The following is a 20,672-nucleotide window of genomic DNA, read 5'->3' on the forward strand; positions in this document are numbered from 1 at the left end:
ATCCATCGCCGCGTACCAGTCGGTGAAGTCTTTGGTCGCATTCCAGCCGCCCACCGAGATGTGCAACTCCCGCACGCTGCTTGTCGATTCGAAGAGCTGACCGATCAGCTCCGGGAATTCTGGATTGACCCCGCTCTTGCCGTCGGCGGCGAACTGGATCTGGCCGCCGCTGACGAACTTGGTGTCGTTCAGGTAGAGGTCCCCGTTCGGATAGACATGGATCGACCAAAGGATGACCGTGGTGATCCCCTGGGCCAACTGCGCCGCCTGGTTGGTGTAGGGCACTGAAGGAGTGGGAAAGCCGTCCTGGAACAGGCCGTTGGCGTATATGGCGATCGGGTAGACGGTCATAGCGCTTGCCCCCATACAATCCTGAGGGGTGTACGGTACGATCATATACCGATGCGTGTAAATGTTCGCCGAACGGCGCTCGGTCTCCGGCCGCGGATGGCGACCGGGTGCGGGTCGTGAGGCTCAAGGCGCTGGGCCTGTTCTAGACGCCGAAATTCGGCCGCAAACAAACGGGGTCATCGGAACGGACGGTGCGCTGACTCCCGCGGCTGCGGGGAAGCCATCAACGACGTCACGCCGACGGCAAAGGAGCCTAGATGCGAAGAAGCCTGCCCCTGCTCGCCCTGGCGGGCCTGACCGCGGCCGGAGCCTTGGCCCTGGCGGGCGCCGCGCCCGGCCAACCGGCGGCGCCGCCCGCCGCGGCGCCCGACGCCGACAAGGCGCCCGTCGATCCGGGCCTCGCCATCATGCAGGTCAAGTGCGTCGCCTGCCACGAGGCAGGCTTCATCACCCAGGTCCGCCGCCCAAAGGGGGACTGGCGCGACCTGATCAACCAGATGATCGGCCGCGGCGCCGATGTCTCGGACGCGGAGGCCGACCAGATCCAGGCCTATCTGGAAAAGAACTTCTCCACCCCGGCGCCCTAGGCCCGGGCCAGTCGGAGGGGCGCCGGCCTTCAGACCACGTAGTTGGCGTGCAGGCCCAGCGAAACGCTGTTGGTCTGGGCAGGCTGGCCGGAGGTCGGCGATGGCGTCGGCGTCGGCGGCGAGCCCTGCGGCGGGCTCTTGGCGCCCTTGTCCGTCGGCTTGGCCAGCGCTCCGCTCAGCACCACGGCGGGGCCGTGCGCGGCGGTCGTGGTGTTGACCGGCTTGTGGTCCGACTGCGACTTCGGGGGCTTCGGCGGCTCCGCCGGGCGCGGGGCCTGGACCGGCGGCGGCGCGGTCACGGTGGTCAGGTTCAGGTCGGACATGGGAGACGGTCCTTTCATGAAGCTTGGCCGTCAAATACCCGCGGCAGCTTTAACTCCCCGTTCAGGAATAGGATGAAGTTCCGTTGACCTTGTCCGCCCGCTAAGCTCCGGCGATGTTCGAAGGCTGGGCCAACTTCTACCTGATGATCGGATCGGCGGCGGGCGCCCTGATCGGGCTTCTGTTCGTCGTGGCCACCCTGACCGGCAATCTCGGGCGCGAGCAGGCGCAGCGCGGCTCGACCGTCTACCTGACGCCCACGGTCTTCCATTTCGCGGTGGTCCTGGTGGCGAGCGCGATCACCGCCGTGCCCCAGCTCGACATCCGCACCGCCGCGGGCCTGCTGGCGGCCGCGGGCCTCTGGGGCCTCATCTACGCCGCCAACATCGCGCGCATGGTGGCCCGGCGCGACACGCTCGGGGAACCGCACTGGACCGACTTCTGGTGCTATGGCGTGGGTCCGGCGGTGCTCTACGCGGCCGAGCTCGCCGCCGCCGGCGCGCTCGGAATGGGCGTTTCCTGGGCGCCGCAGGCCCTGGCCGCCGCGTTGCTGGCCCTGCTCCTGCTCACGATCCGCAACGCCTGGGACCTGGTCACCTACCTGGCCCCGGCCGCGGCCGGAAAGCGCTGAGTCCCGCCCGTCGCACAGGCCTTGCGGCGGCGGCCGGAAGCCCCCTAGGGTCCGCCCCTGCCTTCACCTCGGGATCGCTCATGACCCTCGACCGCCGCCACCTGCTCGCCGTCGCCGGCGCCAGCGCCCTCACCGCCGCCGCCAGGCCCACGGGCGCTCCGCATGCGGCGGCCCCGGGCGACGCGGCGATCAACCGGTATTTCGACATGGTCAGCGAGCAGTATCTGGCCGCCTCGCCGGAGACCGCCACGAGCCTAGGGCTCGACAAAGGCAAGCGTGCGACGCTGAAGTCACAGCTCTCCGACGCTTCGATGGCCCACGTCGTCCACGACCGCGAATGGTGCCGCGCCGGCCTGGCGAAGCTGGCGACCTTCCCGGACGCGACCCTCTCGCCCGGCGCCCGGCTGAACAAGGCCGTCGTCAAATACGCCTTCGAACTCGGCCGCGACGCCGCGCCCTTCGGCTACGGCGAGAACACCATGCTCTCCGCGCTCAGCGAGAGCGCCGGCCCCTATGTGGTCAGCCAGCAGTCGGGCGCCTATTCCGCGGTCCCGGAGTTCCTCGACAGCCAGCATCAGGTCCACACCAAGGCCGACGCCGAAGCCTACCTCGCCCGCGTCCACGCCATGGCCCGCAACCTGCGCCAGGAGACCGAGCGGGTGCGCAAGGACGCCGGCCTCGGCGTCGTCGCCCCGGACTTCATCCTCGCCAACGCGGTCGGACAGCAGGAGGGCCTGCTGGCCATCCCCGCCGACAAGGCGCGCCTGGCCACCGCCCTCGGCCGCAAAGTCACCGAGGCGGGCCTCGCGGGCGACTACGAAGCCCGTTGCGCGGCCATCGTCGAGAAGGAGGTCTACCCCGCGCTCGCCGCCCAGCTCGCCACGCTCAAGGGTCTGCAGCCCAAGGCCGGCCATGACGCCGGCGTCTGGCGCCTGCCCAAGGGCGACGCCTACTACCGCTGGCTCCTGCGCCAGGGCACCACGACCACCCTGACGCCGGACGAGGTCCACAACATGGGCCTGGAGCAGAACAAGGCCATCGAAGCGCGCATGGACGGCCTGCTGCGCGCCCAGGGCCTCAGCCAAGGTTCGGTCGGCGAGCGGATGACCGCGCTCGGCAAGGACCCCAAGCACCTGTTCCCCGACACCGACGCCGGGCGCGAGCAGTTGATCGCCTATCTGAACGGCCTGATCGCCGGGGTGCGGCCGAAGCTGCCGAAGGCCTTCAACCTGAAGCTCAAGGCCCCGGTGATCGTCAAGCGCGTGCCTGTCGACATCCAGGACGGCGCCGGCCAGGGCTACATGAACTCCGGCTCCCTCGACGGCTCGCGGCCCTCGACCTACTACATCAACCTGAAATCGACCGAGAACTGGCCGAAGTTCAGCCTGCCCTCCCTGACCTATCACGAGACCATCCCCGGCCACGCCTGGCAGGGCGCCTATCTGACCGAGACCGGCAAGCTGCCGCTGGTGCGCATCCTGATCTCGGGCTTCAACGCCTATGTCGAAGGTTACGCCCTCTACGCCGAGCAACTGGCCGACGAGATGGGCATGTACGACGACGACTGGGCGGGCCGCCTGGGCTACCTGCAGGCCCAGAAATTCCGGGCCGTGCGCCTGGTGGTCGACACGGGCCTGCACGCCAAGCGCTGGAGCCGCGAGCAGGCGGTGCAGTGGGCGGTGGACAACTCCGGCCGCACGCGGGCCGCCATGACCAGCGAGATCGACCGCTATTGCGGCACCCCGGGCCAGGCCTGCGGCTACAAGGTGGGCCACACCGAGATCAACCGCCTGCGCGACCGCGCCAAGACGGCCCTCGGCGGCAAGTACGATCTGCGGGCCTTCGACGACCTGCTGGTCAAGACCGGCGCCGTGCCGCTCACCGTCCTGGGCGAGGTGGTCGACGGCTACGTGAAGTCCGGCGGCGTGGCAGACCTTTGAGCATGGCTGCGGGCCTCACCGTCCGGCCGATCGCGCGCGAGGACTATGAGGCCTGGCGCCCCCTGTGGGACGGCTACAACGCCTTCTACGGCCGCGCCGCCGAGACGGCCCTCCCCGAGGAGATCACCCACCTGACGTGGGGCCGCTTCTTCGACCCGGCCGAGCCGGTACACGCCTTCGTGGCCGAACGGGACGGCCGCCTGATCGGCCTTGTCCACTACATCTTCCACCGCTCGACCACGGCCGCCTCGCCGACCTGCTACCTGCAGGACCTGTTCACCTCGGCCCAGGCGCGCCGCAGCGGGGTGGGCCGCGCGCTGATCGAGGCGGTCTACGAGGCCGCTCGCGCCGCCGGCTCGGTCCGCGTCTATTGGCTGACCCACGAGACCAACCAGACCGCCATGCGCCTCTACGACCAAGTGGCCGACAAGTCCGGCTTCCTGGTCTACCGCAAGGACGTCTAAGGGCCCGCGACACACGCGCCAATTGCGCTTGCAATGCTCCGGCCTCGGATCACTTTGGTCGCCCTTCGGAGCTGATTCCGACCTCGGAGACACCGCCATACGTCCGCCATCCGCCCCCTGCGACCTTGCGTCCGCGCCAAGCCGCGTTGCTGCGCCCGCGCTTGGGTTTATGTCAGTGCGATGAGAAAGCCGGAGAAGCCCTCGAGCCGCGAACCCGACCGCGAGCCGCGCGTCCAGTTCGCCGCCCTGCCCTGGCGCCGCAACGGCGGCGGAGGCGTGGAGGTGCTTCTGATCACCAGCCGCGACACCCGGCGCTGGGTGATCCCCAAGGGCTGGCCGATGGCCGGCAAGTCCGCCGCCAAGTCCGCCGCGCGCGAGGCCTTCGAGGAGGCCGGCGTGCAGGGCAAGATCGCCAAGCGCCCGATGGGAACCTACGCCTACGACAAGCGCCTGAAGAACGGCCGCCTGCAGCATGTGCGCGTCGCCGTCTTTCCCCTGCAGGTCGACAGCGAGGCCGACGCCTACCTCGAGCTCGGCCAGCGCGAGAAGCTCTGGCTGCCGCCGCCTGAGGCCGCGCGCTGCGTCGAAGAGCCGGAGCTGATGGTGCTGCTGGCGACCTTCCAGCCCTGAAGACGCCGCCCGAAGCGTCCACAGCCTGTGGATGAAAAATCATGGTTAAGCTGAATTAACCGCGAACGTCAGTCTTACCGAAACCTTCGCCGGGCACCCTCCGCGCCTCAATGGGGCGGTGTTTCCGTGTCTCAGGCCTATCCCAAGTTCGAGCGCCCGCTCGTCATCCTGCATGTGGATGACGACCCTATGAACCTGCGCGTCGTCGAGGAAATCCTGGGCGCCTTTCACCACACCGCGGTCAAGACCACCTCCGGGGCCGAGGCCCTGGCCCTGCTCGCCGCCCAGACCTTCGACGTCGTGCTTATGGACATCCACATGCCCGGCATGAGCGGCGTCGAGGCCGTGGAGCGGCTGCGCGCCAGCCGGGGGCCCGAGCGCGACACGCCGGTCATCGCGCTGACCGCCGACGTCTTCACCCGCCGCGCGGAGGAGTACCGCGCGCTGGGCTTCACCGATTTCGTTTCCAAGCCGATCCTGGTCTCTGGCCTGCTCGACGCGATCAAGCGCGCGGCCGAACCGCCCGGAGGCAAGCGCTCCGCCGCCAACGCCGCGTAGGTCCTCGGGTCAGGCGGTGAACCGGCCTCCATTTCATCCTGACGCGCTCTAGGCTCGAGCGCTCGCGCCGCGCTAGGCTTCGCCGCCGGCCGCTCCAGGAGCCGGGACGGGAGACGCCCATGCCCACGCTCGACCGCGACGGGGTCAAGATCCACTACGACGTCGCCGGCGCCGGCCCGGCCCTCATTCTCACCCACGGCTATTCCTCGACGGGCCGGATGTGGGACGGTCAGATCGCCCCGCTCGCCGAGCATTTCACGGTCGTCACCTGGGACATGCGCGGCCACGGCCGCTCGGACTATCCCGCCGACCCGGCGCAATATTCGGAAGCAGCCACCGTCGCCGACATGGCCGCCCTGCTGGACGCCGTCGGCGCGAGGGATGCGGTCGTCGGCGGCCTGTCGCTCGGCGGCTACATGAGCCTGGCCTTCCACCGCGCCCATCCGCAGCGCACGCGCGCTCTGCTGATCGTCGACACCGGCCCCGGCTACAAGAACGACCAGGCCCGCGAGGGTTGGAACGCCAACGCCATCAAGCGCGCCGAACGCTACGAGGCCGAAGGCCTGCCCGACCTCGCCCGCGCCGGCGCCGAGGTGCGGCTGGCCCGCCACCGCGACGCCACCGGCCTGGCGCGCGCCGCGCGCGGCATGCTCACCCAGCGCGACGCCCGGGTTATCGAAAGCCTGCCGGAGATCGCGGTCCCGGCGGTGGTGATCGTGGGCGCCAACGACACGCCCTTCCTCGCCGCCTCCGACTACATGGCCGCCAAGATCCCGGGCGCGAAGAAGGTCGTCATCCCCGGCGCGGGCCACAGCGCCAACATCGACCAGCCCGCCGCCTTCAACGCCGCCCTGCTGGCCTTCCTGCGGGAGGCGGGGCTGATCGCGTGAAGCCCTTCGCGCATGTTGCAGCCGCCGCGGGGTTCTTTGCGAACCTGGTATAAAGTCCGCGGTCTTGGCGCCCCTGCGCGAAATGCGGCACAGGTGGCGGCGTGGCCGATGAACCCGCCCCTTCGCTGACCGACGATCCGTTGCTGGCCGTCTATCTGGAGCGGCGCGCCAACCTGGTGCGCTTCCTGGCCGTGCGGGCGGGCTCCCTGGCCGTGGCCGAAGACCTGGCCCAGGAGCTCTACCTGCGCCTCGCGGGCCGCGACCGCGCCGAGCCGGTGACCAACCCGGCCGCCATGCTCTACCGCATGGCCTTCAACCTGATGCTCGACCGCGCCCGGGGAGAGGCCCGCGCGGCCGCCCGCGACACGGCTTGGCGCCAGGTGGCCCGCACCGAGGTCGGCGGCGTCGAGATCGCCGACGAGCCGCCAGCCGACGAGGCCGCCGCCTCCGCCCAGCGCCTTCGCCAGCTTATCGCCGCCGTGGCCGACCTGCCCCCGCAGGCGGGCCGCGCCTTCCGCCTCCACAAGCTCGAGGGCCTCAGCCACGCGGAGACTGCGCGGGCCATGGGCCTGTCGGTCAAGGCCGTGGAGAAGCATGTCAGCGCCGCCCTGAAGGCCCTCACCGCCAAGCTCGCGCCGAGGTCCGACGCGTGAACAACCGGAAATTGTCCAAACTCTTTAAGCACGCGACAGGGGGGCAGGCCCCCTCGGCGCCGTCTACCTTCATATGGGCGCATTATGCCGCCCGGGTTGGATTCCGCTGATGAGCGAGGCCTGGATCAGGGGAGACGACGCCAGGCGCGCGCAAGCGGCCGACTGGCTCGCGCGCCTGCAGGCCCCGGACTCCACCGAGGCCCAGGCCTGCGATTTCGACGCCTGGCTGTCGGTCCATCCCGGCAACGCCGCGGCCTTTGACGCCACCCTCGCCGTCACGCTGGAACTGCAGGCCTCGGCCGAGGCGATCGCCGAGGGCCTGCGCGACACGCCGGCGCCGCGCCGCCCGGCCCAGCGCGGCTGGCTGGTCGCCGGCGGTCTGGCTGCGGCCGCCGCCATAGCCTTTGCCGTCATGCCCTACGGCGCGATCGCGCCCGCGCCATCCCAGACCTACGCCACCGCCAAGGGCGAGCAGCGCACGGTCAAGCTGGCCGACGGCTCGACCCTCGAACTGAACGCCGGCTCCACCCTCAGCGTCACCCTGGACCGCCATGAACGCCACGTGGCCATGCCGCAGGGCGAGGCGGTGTTCGACGTCGCCGCCGACAAGGCGCGCCCCTTCGTGATCGACGCCGGCGACCGCACGGTCCGCGTGGTCGGCACCCGCTTCAACGTCCGCCATCGCGGATCCGAACTCTCCGTCACGGTCGAACGCGGCGTGGTCGAGGTGCGACCGGGCGGCGACCTCGCCGGGCGGGTCTGGCGCCTGCATCCCGGCCAGCGGCTCGACACCTCCGAAGGCATGACCGCCGTGGCGCTGAGCACCGTCGACCCGCAGCAGGTCGAAAGCTGGCGCGCCGGGCGGCTCATCTACCGCGATCAGCCGCTGGGCGACGTGGTGGCCGACCTGAACCAGCAGTTCGCCAGGCCGATCACGCTCGACGACCCGGCGCTGGCCCAGGTCCGCGTCTCCGGCGTCCTCGTTCTCGACGATCAATCGGCGGTAATTCGTCGCCTCGCTTTGCTCGCCCCCATCAAGGCGCTACCTTCCGAGCAAGGCGTTCTGCTTCGCAGCGATCCGGCGGCGAAGCCATGAGGGGGACAACGGGCCATATCCAGGCCGGCGGCCTTTTTGCGCGCGTCCCTCACGGGGCTGTGCCTCCTCACGCTCGCCGGCCGGGCTGAGGCCGCCGAGGCGCGTCGGCGCTTCGCAATACCCTCGAAGTCCTACGCCGAGGCGCTGATCGACCTCGCCGTCCAGGCCAATGTCTCGTTGCTGGGCGCCTCGGCCTGCGGCGGCGGCGGCGCCACCGCCCTGACCGGCCGCTACAGCCTGAGCGACGCCCTCGCCCGTGTCCTGGCCGGCGCCCCCTGCGCGTGGCGGATCGTCGACGCCCAGACCGTGCGGATCACGCCCATCGTCGCCCCGGCGGGAACCGCCGCCCCGACCGCGCCGGCGGTGGCCGAGCTGCTGGTCACCGCCCGCAAGCGGCCCGAGCGCCTGGACGCCCTTCCGGCCGGCGTCAGCGTGGTCTCGGGCGAGCAGCTCGCCGTCACCAACGCCAACGACGCGCGCGAGACCGCCGGCCAACTCGTCGGCGTGCTCACCACAAACCTCGGCCCGGGCCGCGACAAGCTGCTGATGCGCGGCATCTCCGACGGCGCCTTCACCGGCCGGGCGCGCTCCACGGTCTCGACCTACCTCGACGACGCCCCGACGAACTACAACGCCCCCGATCCGGACCTGCGCCTGGTGGACGTGGAGCAGGTGGAGACCGTGCGCGGGCCGCAAGGCGCGCTCTACGGCTCCGGCGCCCTGGCCGGGGTCTACCGCATCGTCACCAACAAGCCCGACCTCGACCACTATGCCGCCGGCCTGGCCGTCACCGGCGCCTCCACCACCGGCGGCGCGGGGTCCTACGTGGCGGAGGGCTACCTCAACGCCCCCCTGGCCGCGGGCCGCGCGGCCCTGCGGTTGGTGGCCTACTACGACGACCAGGGCGGGTACCTCGACAACGTTTCCCTTCGGCTCTCGAACGTCGATTCCACGGTCCGCACCGGCGGCCGGGCCGCCCTTCGGCTGGAGCTCGGCGATAGCTGGACCGCCGACCTCGCCCTGGTGGCCCAGCGGCTGGAGTCGCGCGACACCCAGTACACGACCATGCCGCCGCACCAGGTCCGCGAGGCCTCCAACAACGACTTCGCCCAGCTCGCGCTCACCCTGCACGGCGACCTGGGCTGGGCCGACCTGGCGACCACGACCTCCTATGTGCGCCATGCCTACGCCAGCCTCTACGACGCCACCGCGCAGGTCACCTTCTTCAGCGACGCCGGCACGCCCCCGGGGACGCTGGGGATCTATTCGGAAAGCGCGCGCATCCAGCGCGCCGTCCAGGATGTTGTGCTCACCTCCACCGGCGCGGGGCCGATCTCCTGGCTGGTCGGGGCCTACGGCTCCACGTCGGTGGAGCGCACGCCCTCGTCCTTGGACATCGTCGGCAACGGGCCGTCCACCGACCTCCTGGACGGCGGTGTCGGAACCGCGAGCGCGCCGCTCGCCCCCACCGACGGCGGAGGCTCGGGGTCTACCTCCCCGCCGCTGACCCGCGTCTACAACGAGAACCGCCGCGACCACACGCGCGAGCTGGCCCTCTACGGCGAAGGGACCTGGCGGTTCGCGCAGGGCTGGACGGCCTCGGCGGGCGTGCGAAGCTTCGACACCTGGCTGAAGGTCGCCGCCGACATCGTCGGCGCGCCGCCCGCCCAGTCGCGAAACGTCGCGGAGTCCCGCAACTTCAGCGGCGCCACCTCCAAGCTCTCCGTCCAGTACCAGTTCGACGACGAGGGCCCCCTCGTCTATGCCCTCTATTCCGAGGGCTTCCGGCCCGGCGGGGTGAACACCACCAATTTCGTGGGCATCAAGCCGTCCCGCACCACCTTCGAGCCCGACCGGCTGCGGAACTTCGAGCTCGGCGCCAAGGGGCATTTCCTCGACCAGCGCCTGATCCTGCGCGCGACGGCCTTCTACGACCAGTGGTCCAACATTCAGTCCGACCAGTATCGGACCTCGGGCCTGGCCTACACCGCCAACGTCGGCGACGCCCGCATCAGGGGCCTGGAGGCGGAAGCCGCCTATGAGTGGGACTTCGGCCTGACGCTGCAGGGCAACATGCTCTATTCCGCGCCGAAGTTCACCCGGGTGAACCCCGACTTCGCCGGGACGCTGGGGTCCGGCCTGCCCGGCGCGCCGCGCTGGTCGGGCGGCCTGCTCGCCCGCTACGAGCGGCCCTTGCGCGGCGACATCCGGCTGCGGCTGGTGGGCCAAGCCAACTACGTCGGCTCGGCGCGCCTGACCTTCGACCCGACGCTGTCGGCGCGCACCGACGCGGTGATCGACTCCGAGCTGATCGCCGAACTGGTGCGCCGCCGGCTGAGCGCCGGGCTCTTCGTCACCAACCCCACCAACGCGTCCGGCAACACCTTCGCCTACGGCAATCCCTTTACCTTCGGCCAGGTCCGCCAGGTCACCCCCCAGCGGCCGCGCACGATCGGCGTGCGCCTCGCCGCGTCATTCTGACCCATCGCCGCGAAAACGAAGGAATCCTGAATGCGGCGAGCGGGGGGCAAGCTCAAGCCGTGGCGTCATATTATTGACGGCGAGTTAAGCGCCGCGGGGCTCTTGGGACGGGGTGTCGCCGGTGAAGCTATCGGCTCTGGTGTGTGCGCATAACGAAGAGGCGCGACTGGCGGACTGCCTGCGGCGTCTCGAATTCTGCGACGAGATCGTGGTGGTGGCCGACCGCTGCACCGACCGCAGCCAGGAGATCGCCCGGCAATTCGGCGCCCGCGTGATCGACGGGATCTTCCCGCTGGAGAGCCAGCGCAAGGCCGCCGGCCTGGCGGCCTGCCTAGGCGAGTGGGTCCTCGAGGTCGAGCCGGACGAGCACGTGGAGGCCGCCCTGGCCTACGAGGTGCGGGCCGCCATCCATGGCCGGCCGGGCGGCGACTGGTTCGACGTGCCGGTCGACAACTACGTGGGCGGGACCCTGGTGCGCCGCGGCTGGGGCGCGGGCCTCGGCGAGGTCATGGCGCCGCGCCTCTATCGCCAGCGGGTCAAGCGCTGGAAGCCGCGCCGGGTCGATCCGGCGGCGATGCTTGAAGGCCAATTCGCCGGCGCGCTGGAGACCCCGTTGCGCCGCCACGCCGACGCCGACGTCGGCCAGATGATCGCCCGCCTCAACCGACAGAGCGCGCTCCGCGCCCAGGACCTCGCCGACGCCGGGGAAACCGGCGGCTTGCTGGGGGACGTGGCCCGCGGCGCGGCGCGCTTCTGGACCAGCTATGTCTGGCGCCGCGGCCTGCGCGAGGGCGAACTGGGCTTCCTGATCGCGCTGATGGCCGGCCTTGACGCCGTGCTGTCCGGCGTCCGAGCCCGCGACCTCGTCAAGGCCCGGGCCGCCATCGCCGCCGAGCCGGCGCTGCAGCCCACCCGCATCGGCCTCGCCGGCCGCCGCTAGAACTCTTCCCACTCAGGTTGAACCAACCTGAGGGGACAAGAAGGGCTTCAGACATAAGCGGCGACCGATCGCCCGAGTTCTTGGCCGCGTGCGGCGACGCCCCGATCAGGTCCCGGCCTTGCCGGCGTCGCGCAGCAGGGTCGAGACCGTGCGCGCCAGGGTTTCCATGTTGAACGGCTTGCGCAGGATCGTCGCCTCGCCGCCAACCGCGGCCTCCACCTGATCGGTGTCGGCGTAGCCGCTGGCGAAGACGATCGGCACGCCCGGACAACGCAGCCGCGCCACCCTGGCCAGCTCGGCGCCGTTCATCGCCGGCATGGCGTAGTCGAACAGCATCAGGTCCGGGCATGCGGTGGCCAGCACCTCCAGCGCCGCGGCTCCGCTGTCGGCCTCCAGCACGCGGTAGCCCAGCAGCTTCAGCGTCTCGCAGGCCAGGGTGCGCACCGCGTCCTCGTCGTCCACCACCAGCACCGTATGGCCGCCTTCCGGGGCCAGGATCGGCAAGGACTCGTCCGGCTCCGCCCCCGCCTCGGCCGTCGCGGTGGAGTGACGCAACAGCAGGCTCACCACCGTGCCGCCGCCCGGCGTGCTGGCGATCCGCGCCACGCCGCCCGCCTGGCGCGCCACCCCATAGACCTGGCTCAGGCCCAGGCCCGTGCCCTTGCCCACGCCCTTGGTGGTGAAGAACGGATCGAAGGCCCGCTCGATCACCTCCGGCGCCATGCCGTCGCCGGTGTCGGCGACGCTAAGGTCCACATAGTCGCCGGGCTCCAGCACCGGGTCGCCCGGGCCGATGGCGCGGATCGTCGTCGAAATGGTCAGACGCCCGCCGTCGGGCATGGCGTCGCGCGCGTTGATCGCCAGGTTCAGCACCGCCAATTCCAGTTGGGTGCGGTCGCTCATCACCGCCGCGCGGGTCTCGTCCAGCGCCACGGCCAGCACGATGTCGGGCCCCAGGGTCCGCACCAGCAGGTCGTGCATCTCGGCGATCAGGTCGGCCACCACGAACGGCCGCAGCTCCAGCTTCTGACTGCGCGAAAAGGCCAGAAGCTGCCGGGTCAGGCTGGCGCCGCGCTCCGCCGCGGCGATCCCGTTCTCCGACCAGGCCGCCACCTTGTCGGTGTCGTCGGGCCGGCGGCGGATCAGCTCGAAGGCGCCGTGCACCACCTGCAACAGGTTGTTGAAGTCGTGCGCGATGCCGCCGGTGAGCTGGCCCAGGGCCTCCATTTTCTGGCTCTGGCGCAGGGCCTCCTCCGCCTCGCCGCGCGCCGCCATCTCCTCCAGCAGCCGTGCATTGGCCGCGCTCAGCAGGCGTGCGCGGTGCTGTAGCTGCGAGGCGGCCGCCGTCACCACGCCCAGCAGCAGGAAGGCCAGGATGGTCATCACGCCGAGGTTCGAATGACGGCCCAGGATCGAGGCCCAGGATTCCGGGCGGGTCTCCAGGTAGACGGCGCCCAGGCGCGCGCCCTGCTCGGCGACCCCGCGGGTGACCGCCACGTGCCGCTCGACGAACCGGGCGCCCGGGGCCGGCGCGCGCGCCGGCGGCGACGGCGCATCCGGGCGGTGAAACACCACCACCGCCTGCCCGCGCGCGTCATAGACCGCGGCCGCGGCCACCGCCCTGTTGACCTGCAGCGCGCCGAGGTACTCGCGCATGGCCGCACGATCGTCGAAGCTCAGGGCCGCGCTGACGCTGGCGGCCAGGATGTCGGCCTGCACCTCCGCGGCGCGGGTGGCGCGGCTGCGGTCGTCGAGTTCGCTGCGCGCGGCCAGCAGGACGCCGATCGCCAGCAGGGCCGCGACCCCGGCCCACGCCACGTTGACCAGCCGCCGGTCGGCCAGGCGGCCATCGGACAGGGAGGGGTCGCGCCGGCTCATCGCTTCACCGTCACGGCCAGCGCCAGGAGCTTGGAGCTGATCGCCACGCCGTTCCGGTCGGCCTGGCCGGCGTCGATGCTGAACCGCACCTTTCCGGCTTCGATCAGCAGGTTGACGATCCCCTTGGCCGGACCGCCGCGGCCCTCGTCGGTCACCGTCAGCACGGGAGCCCCCTCCACCGCCGACAGGGCCTGGGCCTGCGACTGCGCCGCGCCTCCGGCCACATAGGCGATGTGGCAGCCGGAGTTCGCGTCGAGGCGGGCGAGCCGGCGCACTTCCAGGGGATGGCCGCCCACCGCCTGGCCGCTGGTCGCCCGTTCCAGCATCGGGCCGAAGGGATCGGCGCCCTGGACGCAGATCGTCAGCGGCGCGTTGGGCCCTGCGTAGGCGTTCGCCGGCCAGCTCACGAAGGGCGCGAGCTTGTAGAGGTAGGTCGCCTTGACGGCCAGCTCCAGGTTGTCCGCGAACGCCCGCGGCGCGGCGCAGAGCGCACCCGCCAGCACCATCGCCGCGCCCGCCCGGCAGCGGGCCGATCGCGCCCGCCGTTCGCTCATCAAAAGCCCCATCTCAGGCCAAGGTAGATGCTGCGCGGGATGGCCCGCACCGGCGTGGTCGAGGCGTCGTCCAGTTCCAGATGGTGGTCGTTCAGGAGGTTGAACCCGCTCAGCGTCAGGTCAAGGCCGGGCCGCACCTGCAGGGCCAGGGTCACGTCCGCCTCGGTGTAGGCCGGCGCGTAGGTCACGCCGTTGACGCCGCTCACCGTCCCGACCCGGCGCAGCGCCGCCTCAAGGCTCAGCGCCGGGCCGATCTGCATGTCGGAGCGCAGTTGCGCCTGATACTTCGGGTCATAGCCGACGCTCTGAAGCTGGGTGAAGTCGTCGAACCCGGCCTTGGTATGGTAGTCGCGATGCAGGGTGTTGGCGCCCGCCCGCAGCCGCCACCAGTCGGTCAGCGTGAACGTCCCCCAAGCCTCCAGCCCGTAGCTCTGGCCTGCGCCCCCGTTTCGCAGCACGATGGGCAGGATGGTCGCCGGGAACTGGTCCGTCCTCAGGTCGTCGTAGACGTCGTAGAAGGCGGTGACCGAGAGCGAGATCCGCGAGGTCGGCTGCACGCGGTAGCCCGCTTCATAGGCCCACAGGGATTCCGACTGGAAGCGGGGCGACGGCAGCAGGATGCCGGTGGCGGTCAGCTCGCGCTCGATCCGGTTGGGCGTGCGCACCGCGCGCGACGCCGCGGCCCAGACCAGGGCGTTGTCGGCGGGCGTCCAGGCGAGCCGTAGGTTCGGCATCCAGTCGAGCCCCGAATAGCTGTTGTCCTCCAGCTTCAGCCCGGCCGTCAGCTTGAGGTCGGGCCGCAGCGCCACCACGTCCTGCACGAAGATCGCGCCCACGCTGATGGTCGCGCGCGGATCGGCGAAATGGAAGATGTTGGTGGACAGGAAATACTCGCGCCACACCCGGGCCTCGCCGCCGACCACCAGGTCGTGGGCCCCGAGCGTCATCGAGTCCTGGGCCTGGATGTTGTAGGTGTCGCGCCGCTCGTGCGTGTCCACCGCCGAGCGGTCGTCGCGCGCCACATAGGCCTGGACGTCGAGCGTCGAGCCGTTCGCCAGCGTCCGGTTGGCATGCCCGATCACGCTGCCGCCCCATAGCCGGCCGTCGGCCTCGTCCTGGTGGTTGTTGTAGATGTTCGTCGACAGGCTGTAGGTGAGGCCCTTGTCCCCGCCGTCGAGGCGGAAGGCGCCCATCAGCCCGCGGAAGCCGTCCTTGGCCAGGATCCCGGGCGCGCGGTCGAAACCTCCGCGGTCGAACGCCGAGACCGTGCCGTTCGCCAACAGGCCGCCCAGCCTGCCGCCGTAGGTGACTGTGGTGTTGCGGTCGAGGTTGCCGCCGCCGACGTCCAGATTCAGCCCCTCGATGTCGGACTTGGTGATGACGTTGATCACCCCGTTGACCGCGTTGGCGCCCCAAAGCGTGCCGCCCGGGCCGCTGACCACCTCGATCCGCTCGACGGTGTCCATCGCCACGTCGACCTGCTGCCACAGGATCCCGGAGCCGATCGGCTCATAGACGCTGCGCCCGTTGATCAGAACCAGAAGCTTGTTGGAGCTCTCCGCGGAATTCCCGCCGCGTGCGGTGATCGCGTACTGGGCGGCGTTGAGCCGGGCGACTTCAAGGTTGGGCGCGAGCCGCAGCGCCTCCGGCAGGCTGGTCGCACCCGCGCGGCGGATGTCCTCGGCGGTGATCACGAAGACCGAGGCCGGCGCCTCGCTGAGCGGCTCCGCCCGTTTGGACACCGAGATCACGGTCAGGTTGCCCAGGTCCTCCAGCGAAAAGTCCCGGAGCTTCTCCACCGCCTGGTCGCCGGGTCCGGCGGCGATGTCCTCCGCCCACGCCGAGCCGGCCAGACTCGCCGCCACGACGATCCCGAGGATCAGATTTCGTCTGCACGCCGCCAATTCGATCGTCCCCGTCGCGCGGCCCATTTCCCGGCGTCCCGAGACCGCACTGCCCTCAATTGCAACGCTTGTCGACAAGCGCGGTTCCGACCGCATCCCCGGACTTCAAGCCAGGACCGCGTTCATCCCGGTTCTAGGCCAGCGCCTCGTCCGCCTTGTGGGCGCCGGGGCCATGGACGGGGGCGGAGTTCTGCGGCGGTGTCGAGACGCCCAGGCGCTCCAGCAGGTGGTCGCCCACCCGCATGGCGTTGGCCACGGTGGTCAGTGTCGGGTTCACCGAGGCGATCGAGGGGAAGAAGCTGGTGTCGGTCACATAGAGGTTGTCCAGCTCGTGGGCCTTGCACCAGATGTCGAGCACCGAACTCTTCGGGTCGGCCCCGAACCGCACGGTCCCCGCCTGGTGCGCGGTGCCGTAGAGCGGCAGCAGGCTGCCGAACTCGAAATGGTGCTGGCTGACCGGATGGGCGTGATCGACGAAACCGTCCAGCGAGGCGTGCAGCTTCTTCACCAGCCGCTCGTGCCCCTCGAGGTTGTTGTAGGTGTAGTCCAGGCAGATCCGCCCGTCCGACGTCAGATGCACCCGGTTGTCCGGCAGCGGCAGATCCTCGGAAATCACCAGCATCGACAGCATCCGCTCGGCGACGCCCTCGGAGAGGAAGTCGGGCATCAGACCCGGCGGCAGCCAGTCGGAGACCTGCCCCTCGAGGGTCTGGCCGCTCATATATTCCAGGAGCTGGATGTGCCCCATGGGCAGGTTGTAGGAGCCGTCCGGGTCGCCCCAGTAGAAGTCGTTGCACGCCAGGGTCTTGGGGAAGGTGATGTCCACGTGCGCGGCGGTCAGCGAGACCATCGCCGTCAGCGTGTGGAACATGTAGTTGCGCCCCACCTGGTCGGAGCGGTTGGCCAGGCCGTTGGGATGCGCGGCGTTGGCCGAGGCCAGCAGCACCGCCGCCGAATTGGCCGCCCCGGCCGCCAGCACCACGATGTCGCCGCTCCAGCGCTCCTCGCCCTGCTCGGTCTGGCAGACCACCTCGGTCACCGTCTTGCCGGTAGGATCGGTCTCCAGCCGCATCACCTTGCGGCCGGTGAGCAGGGTGATGTTCGGCAGGCCCATGATCGGCTCGATGGCGATGGTCCGCGCGTCCGACTTGGCCTTCACCAGGCAGGGGTAGCCGCCGCAGGTCTTGCAGCGGATGCAGGGCGAGGTCACCGGATGGGCCTGGTCCAGGTTGATCCCCAGCGGCAGGGTGAAGGGCTTCCAGCCCTGCGCCACCCAGTGCCCGCGCAGTTGCGAGATGCCGGGGTCGTCGTGCACCGGCGCATAGGCATACGGCGGCTCGTCGCCCTCCTCCGTGGGATCGTCGCCGCGGGCCCCATGCACCCGCCACAGGGTCTCGGCCTCCAGGTAGTAGGGCTTGAGGTCCGTCAGGCTGATCGGCCAGGCGGGCGAGACCCCGCCGGCGTGCCGCACCTCCTCGAAGTCACGCCCGCGCAGCCGCATCAGGGCCGCGCCGTAGAAGGTGGTGTTGCCGCCGACCCAATAGTGGGTGTTCGGCTGGAAGGGCTTTTCGTGCTTGTCGTACCACTTCTCCTGGGTGCGATAGCGGCGCTCCACGAAGACCGCCTTGGGGCTCCAGTTCTCCGCCTCGCGCGGCAACTGCTCGCCGCGCTCCAGGATCAGGATGGTCTTGCCGCTGGCCGCCAGCCGCTGGGCGATCGTGCCGCCCCCCGCGCCCGAGCCGATGATCACCACGTCGAAATGCGCCATGGGCCTAGCTCTCCAGATGGTACTTGGCCGACGCGCGGCTCAGGATGGCGATCAACAGCGGTTGCGGCGCGTAGCGCAAGACGGCCGCGGCGATCTTGTTATGCAGGCCGGGCACGACCACCACCTGGCCGCGATCGTTGGCGGCCAGTGTCGTCGCCACCACCTGCTCGGCGGTCTGGAAGAACCGCCGGGGAGCCGCGTCCATCACCGCCTTGGTGCCGTTGGCCTCGGCGAACTCGGTGAGGGTGAAGCCCGGGCAGGTGACGGTCACCTTCACCCCGCTGCCCTTCAGCTCCGCGGCCAGCGACTGGCTCCAGCTCACCATCAGGCTCTTGGCGCCCGGATAGAGGCTGTGGCCGGCCACCCCGGGCGCGAACGCCGCCATGGAACCCACGTTGACGATCGACCCGCGCCCGCGCGCCACCATGCCCGGGATCGCTCCGTGCGCCAGGCCGCAGGCGTTGACCACCAGGGTCATCAGGAAATCCCGCTGCCGGCTCCAGGGCACGCCCGTAAAGCTCTGGGCGATGGAGAAGCCGGCGTTGTTGACCAGCGCATCGACCACCCGCCCACGCGCCGCCACCGCGGCCAGCACGCTCGCGCAGGCGTCGAACGCCGCCAGGTCGGCGGGAATTGCGAAGGCCTCGATCGCGTGGGCGGCCGACAGCTCCGCCGCCAGGGCCTCCAGCCGGTCGGCGCGCCGCGCCACCAGCGCCAGGTCGAACCCCCGCGCCGCATAAGCCCGGGCGAACGCCGCCCCGATCCCGGCCGAGGCGCCGGTGACGAGGGCGAGGGGACGCGGCGACTTGGCGGCGGGCGGTCTCATAACTCCCAGTTGCAGCGTTCGCCGTGCGCGCGTCAAACCGAACCTGAGGGGCCCAGTTAACGAGCGCTTATCCCTCGCGGAGCCAAACAAGGTTCGACAAGCTCTGCTACTGGATTGACAACGGTTCTCGTGAGAGGCGAAACCCGCTCTCGCGAAGCTACGGCCAACCGCCGCCCGCGCCGGCAAGACAGGACGCAATGAGCGAACCTTTCGCCAAGAAACTCGAGCTCGTCCTCAAGGTGCTCTCGATGAGCCGCGCCCGGCTGGCTGCGGACCTGGGCGTCGACAAGTCGGTGGTCGGGAGGTGGGTTTCGGGCGCCGTCCAACCCTCTGCTCACAACCTTTCGTTGTTGTCGGCTCTGATCGCCCAGCGGATCGTCGGCTTCAGCACCCTGGACTGGGACCGCACCCTGGCGGCCTTCGCCGAGTTCATCGGCGCCGACCTGGACACGGTCGCGGGCCACGCCCCGCCGCCGGACAGCGCCATGGCCGGCGTGCCGATCGTCGGGATGGACCAGTTCCTCGCCACGACCTCCCTGCGGGGCGCGGCCTACGAGGGCTTCTATCGCACCACCCGGCCCTACATCCTGGCGCCGGGCCGGTTCATCCATGACCACGCCATGGTGCGCATCGACCCCAACGGCCTCATGCGCCTGCGGATCGGCGCCGGCGGCACCATCGCCGACGGCTGGGTCCTGCCGGCCGGCAACCAGCTCTTCGTCGTGACCGTCGACGTGATCAGCGGCGCGGTGCTGTTCGGGATCTTCTACGGCGTCGCCTCGCCGAAGGCCGATGTGGTCGACGGCCTGGTCCTGGCCCCCTCGCTCGACGTCGGGCGCACGCCGGCGGCCTATCCGATGCTGCTGGAGCGCGTGGAGGACCTGAGCGGCGACCTCGCGACCGACGACAGCCGGTTCATCGAGCTCGCCGCCCGCGATCCCGTGGCCCCGGAGGGCTCCATCTCCGAGGCGGTGCGCCAGCACCTGTGCGGCGACTTCGGCCCGGCCGCCGCAGCGCTTGGCGGCGACCTGCTGCTGCGGCTGCCGCTGATCAGGTCGCTGTCCCGCGGACCGGCCTATCGCGAGGCCCCCGCGCCCGCCAAGTGAGGGGCGCGCCGACGACCCTGTTGATCCCGCCTGACTCGATTCAAGTCAGCCGGGACAGCGACTAGGCCTCGGAGACGTTTTCGCCCAACGGCGCGGTCAGGCTGAACACCACGCCCGAGGGCGCATAGAGCAGGCGTACATTGGCCTTCAGCTCCGAGGCCAGGCCGCGCTCGATCAGCCGGCTGCCGAAGCCGGGCATCCCGGGCGCCCCCACGGGCGGGCCGCCCGTCTCGCGCCAGGTCAGCTTGAGCCGCCGCGCGTCGCCCTCGCCTTCCAACACCCAGGTCAGCGAAACCCGGCCCTCCGCCGTCGACAGCGCGCCGTACTTGGCCGCATTGGTCGCCAACTCGTGCAGCCCCAGGGCCATGGCCGTCGCCGTCTGCGGCGCCAGGTGCACCTCCGGCCCGCCGATGGTGAAGCGCTCGCCGTTGCCGTGCGGATGGGCCATCTGCTCGGCCACCGAGGCCAGGCTCGCCCCGGACCAGGTTTCCGCCACCAGCACGTCGTTGGCCCGCGCCAGCGCCACGAGCCGCGCCATGAACCGCTCGCGCGCCTCGGTCGAGACGTCGGGGCCGCGCAGGCTCTGGGCGGCGATCGCCTGGACCGTGGCCAGGCTGTTCTTCACCCTGTGATTGAGCTCGTTGGACAAGAGCCGCTGGCGGGCGTCGGCGCTCTTGCGCTCGGTGATGTCGGTCAGTGTCAGCGCCACCCCGCCGCCGCGCATGGGCACGATCCGCAGCTCCACCACCCGGTCGGGCCGCAGCCGCGAGGTGGTCTCGATGCTCGCCGGGACCCCGTCCTTCATCGCCGCGCGGCAGTAGCCCTCGAAGGGCGTGCCCAGGCCCTGCGGGAAAACCTCCCACAGATCGCGGCCCAGCACCGCCTGGCGGTCGACCCCGAAATAGACTTCCGCCGCGCGGTTGAAGACCACGAAACGCCAGTCCGTATCCAGCGCATAGAAGGCGTCGCTGACGCTTTCCAACACCGCCTCCAGGCGGGCCTCATAGCTGGGTTGGGATGGCGAAGGCATCGACATCGGTACTCGGCACGGGAACTCTGTCACAACCCTAGCAGGCAATGGCGACGCTTGCAGC

Annotated in this window: 20 protein-coding genes; 12 read left to right on the plus strand and 8 right to left on the minus strand. The window is 70.6% G+C overall.

All coding sequences use genetic code 11. The features are described from left to right. Window positions 1-351 (minus strand): hypothetical protein (locus VNW53_RS08315; RefSeq protein ID WP_325554941.1); only part of this gene is annotated, 351 nt, incomplete at its 3' end. A gap of 257 nt (window positions 352-608) precedes the next feature. Between VNW53_RS08315 and VNW53_RS08320 the strand changes: the two genes are divergently transcribed. Beyond that, window positions 609-938 carry a cytochrome c gene (locus VNW53_RS08320; RefSeq protein ID WP_325554942.1) on the plus strand — a complete coding sequence of 110 codons (330 nt, stop codon included), beginning with the start codon at window positions 609-611 and terminating at the stop codon, window positions 936-938. Window positions 939-967: 29 nt separating this feature from the next. On the opposite strand, the gene VNW53_RS08325 is transcribed toward VNW53_RS08320, so the two are convergent. Beyond that, window positions 968-1,261 (minus strand): hypothetical protein, encoded by a 294-nt coding sequence (locus VNW53_RS08325; protein WP_325554944.1) that lies wholly within the window; start codon window positions 1,259-1,261, stop codon window positions 968-970. Window positions 1,262-1,374: 113 nt separating this feature from the next. On the opposite strand from VNW53_RS08325, the gene VNW53_RS08330 reads away from it, so the two are divergent. The 10 genes from VNW53_RS08330 (at window position 1,375) to VNW53_RS08375 (ending at window position 11,542) form a co-directional block, all read left to right on the plus strand. Continuing rightward, complete coding sequence (locus VNW53_RS08330) at window positions 1,375-1,890, plus strand: hypothetical protein (protein ID WP_325554946.1); 516 nt, start codon at window positions 1,375-1,377, stop codon at window positions 1,888-1,890. A gap of 80 nt (window positions 1,891-1,970) precedes the next feature. Then, entirely contained in the window at window positions 1,971-3,830 is a 1,860-nt protein-coding gene (locus VNW53_RS08335) for a DUF885 domain-containing protein (RefSeq protein ID WP_325554948.1), read from the plus strand. A 2-nt stretch (window positions 3,831-3,832) separates the two neighbouring features. Continuing rightward, on the plus strand, window positions 3,833-4,294 hold the full coding sequence (locus tag VNW53_RS08340; RefSeq protein WP_325554950.1) for a GNAT family N-acetyltransferase: 462 nt from the start codon (window positions 3,833-3,835) through the stop codon (window positions 4,292-4,294). A 180-nt stretch (window positions 4,295-4,474) separates the two neighbouring features. Then, entirely contained in the window at window positions 4,475-4,924 is a 450-nt protein-coding gene (locus tag VNW53_RS08345) for an NUDIX hydrolase (protein WP_325554952.1), read from the plus strand. 126 nt (window positions 4,925-5,050) lie between these two features. Next, window positions 5,051-5,482 carry a response regulator gene (locus VNW53_RS08350; RefSeq protein ID WP_325554954.1) on the plus strand — a complete coding sequence of 144 codons (432 nt, stop codon included), beginning with the start codon at window positions 5,051-5,053 and terminating at the stop codon, window positions 5,480-5,482. Between the two features lie 119 nt (window positions 5,483-5,601). Then, entirely contained in the window at window positions 5,602-6,372 is a 771-nt protein-coding gene (locus tag VNW53_RS08355) for an alpha/beta fold hydrolase (RefSeq protein ID WP_325554955.1), read from the plus strand. A 101-nt stretch (window positions 6,373-6,473) separates the two neighbouring features. Further along, window positions 6,474-7,025: a sigma-70 family RNA polymerase sigma factor gene (locus VNW53_RS08360; protein ID WP_325554956.1), complete on the plus strand. Its 552-nt coding sequence runs from the start codon at window positions 6,474-6,476 to the stop codon at window positions 7,023-7,025. Window positions 7,026-7,134: 109 nt separating this feature from the next. Next, a complete protein-coding gene (locus tag VNW53_RS08365; protein ID WP_325554958.1) occupies window positions 7,135-8,121 on the plus strand; it encodes a FecR family protein in 987 nt (328 codons plus the stop codon). A gap of 36 nt (window positions 8,122-8,157) precedes the next feature. Further along, on the plus strand, window positions 8,158-10,602 hold the full coding sequence (locus VNW53_RS08370; protein WP_325554960.1) for a TonB-dependent receptor: 2,445 nt from the start codon (window positions 8,158-8,160) through the stop codon (window positions 10,600-10,602). 139 nt (window positions 10,603-10,741) lie between these two features. Continuing rightward, window positions 10,742-11,542 (plus strand): glycosyltransferase, encoded by an 801-nt coding sequence (locus VNW53_RS08375; RefSeq protein ID WP_325554962.1) that lies wholly within the window; start codon window positions 10,742-10,744, stop codon window positions 11,540-11,542. A gap of 105 nt (window positions 11,543-11,647) precedes the next feature. Here the strand turns inward: VNW53_RS08375 and VNW53_RS08380 are convergent, their stop codons facing one another. The 5 genes from VNW53_RS08380 to VNW53_RS08400 form a co-directional block, all read right to left on the minus strand. Further along, the gene (locus tag VNW53_RS08380) at window positions 11,648-13,420 is read right to left on the minus strand and encodes a response regulator (protein WP_325554964.1); all 1,773 of its coding nucleotides are present in this window, start codon (window positions 13,418-13,420) and stop codon (window positions 11,648-11,650) included. Further along, window positions 13,417-13,974, minus strand: coding sequence for a YfiR family protein (locus VNW53_RS08385; protein WP_325554966.1), 558 nt, complete (start codon window positions 13,972-13,974; stop codon window positions 13,417-13,419). Before VNW53_RS08385 ends, VNW53_RS08380 begins: the two co-directional genes overlap by 4 nt. Continuing rightward, complete coding sequence (locus tag VNW53_RS08390; protein WP_325554968.1) at window positions 13,974-15,905, minus strand: TonB-dependent receptor plug domain-containing protein; 1,932 nt, start codon at window positions 15,903-15,905, stop codon at window positions 13,974-13,976. The genes VNW53_RS08385 and VNW53_RS08390 overlap by 1 nt, the downstream gene beginning before the upstream one ends. A gap of 106 nt (window positions 15,906-16,011) precedes the next feature. Beyond that, the gene (locus VNW53_RS08395) at window positions 16,012-17,646 is read right to left on the minus strand and encodes a GMC family oxidoreductase (protein ID WP_325554970.1); all 1,635 of its coding nucleotides are present in this window, start codon (window positions 17,644-17,646) and stop codon (window positions 16,012-16,014) included. A 4-nt stretch (window positions 17,647-17,650) separates the two neighbouring features. After that, entirely contained in the window at window positions 17,651-18,472 is an 822-nt protein-coding gene (locus tag VNW53_RS08400) for an SDR family NAD(P)-dependent oxidoreductase (RefSeq protein ID WP_325554972.1), read from the minus strand. A gap of 197 nt (window positions 18,473-18,669) precedes the next feature. On the opposite strand from VNW53_RS08400, the gene VNW53_RS08405 reads away from it, so the two are divergent. Next, on the plus strand, window positions 18,670-19,578 hold the full coding sequence (locus VNW53_RS08405; RefSeq protein ID WP_325554974.1) for a helix-turn-helix transcriptional regulator: 909 nt from the start codon (window positions 18,670-18,672) through the stop codon (window positions 19,576-19,578). 61 nt (window positions 19,579-19,639) lie between these two features. Here the strand turns inward: VNW53_RS08405 and VNW53_RS08410 are convergent, their stop codons facing one another. Beyond that, window positions 19,640-20,608, minus strand: coding sequence for a sensor histidine kinase (locus tag VNW53_RS08410; protein WP_325554976.1), 969 nt, complete (start codon window positions 20,606-20,608; stop codon window positions 19,640-19,642). Window positions 20,609-20,672 lie beyond the last annotated feature (64 nt).

The sequence above is a fragment of the Phenylobacterium sp. genome (assembly GCF_035569475.1).
Lineage (GTDB): Bacteria > Pseudomonadota > Alphaproteobacteria > Caulobacterales > Caulobacteraceae > Phenylobacterium.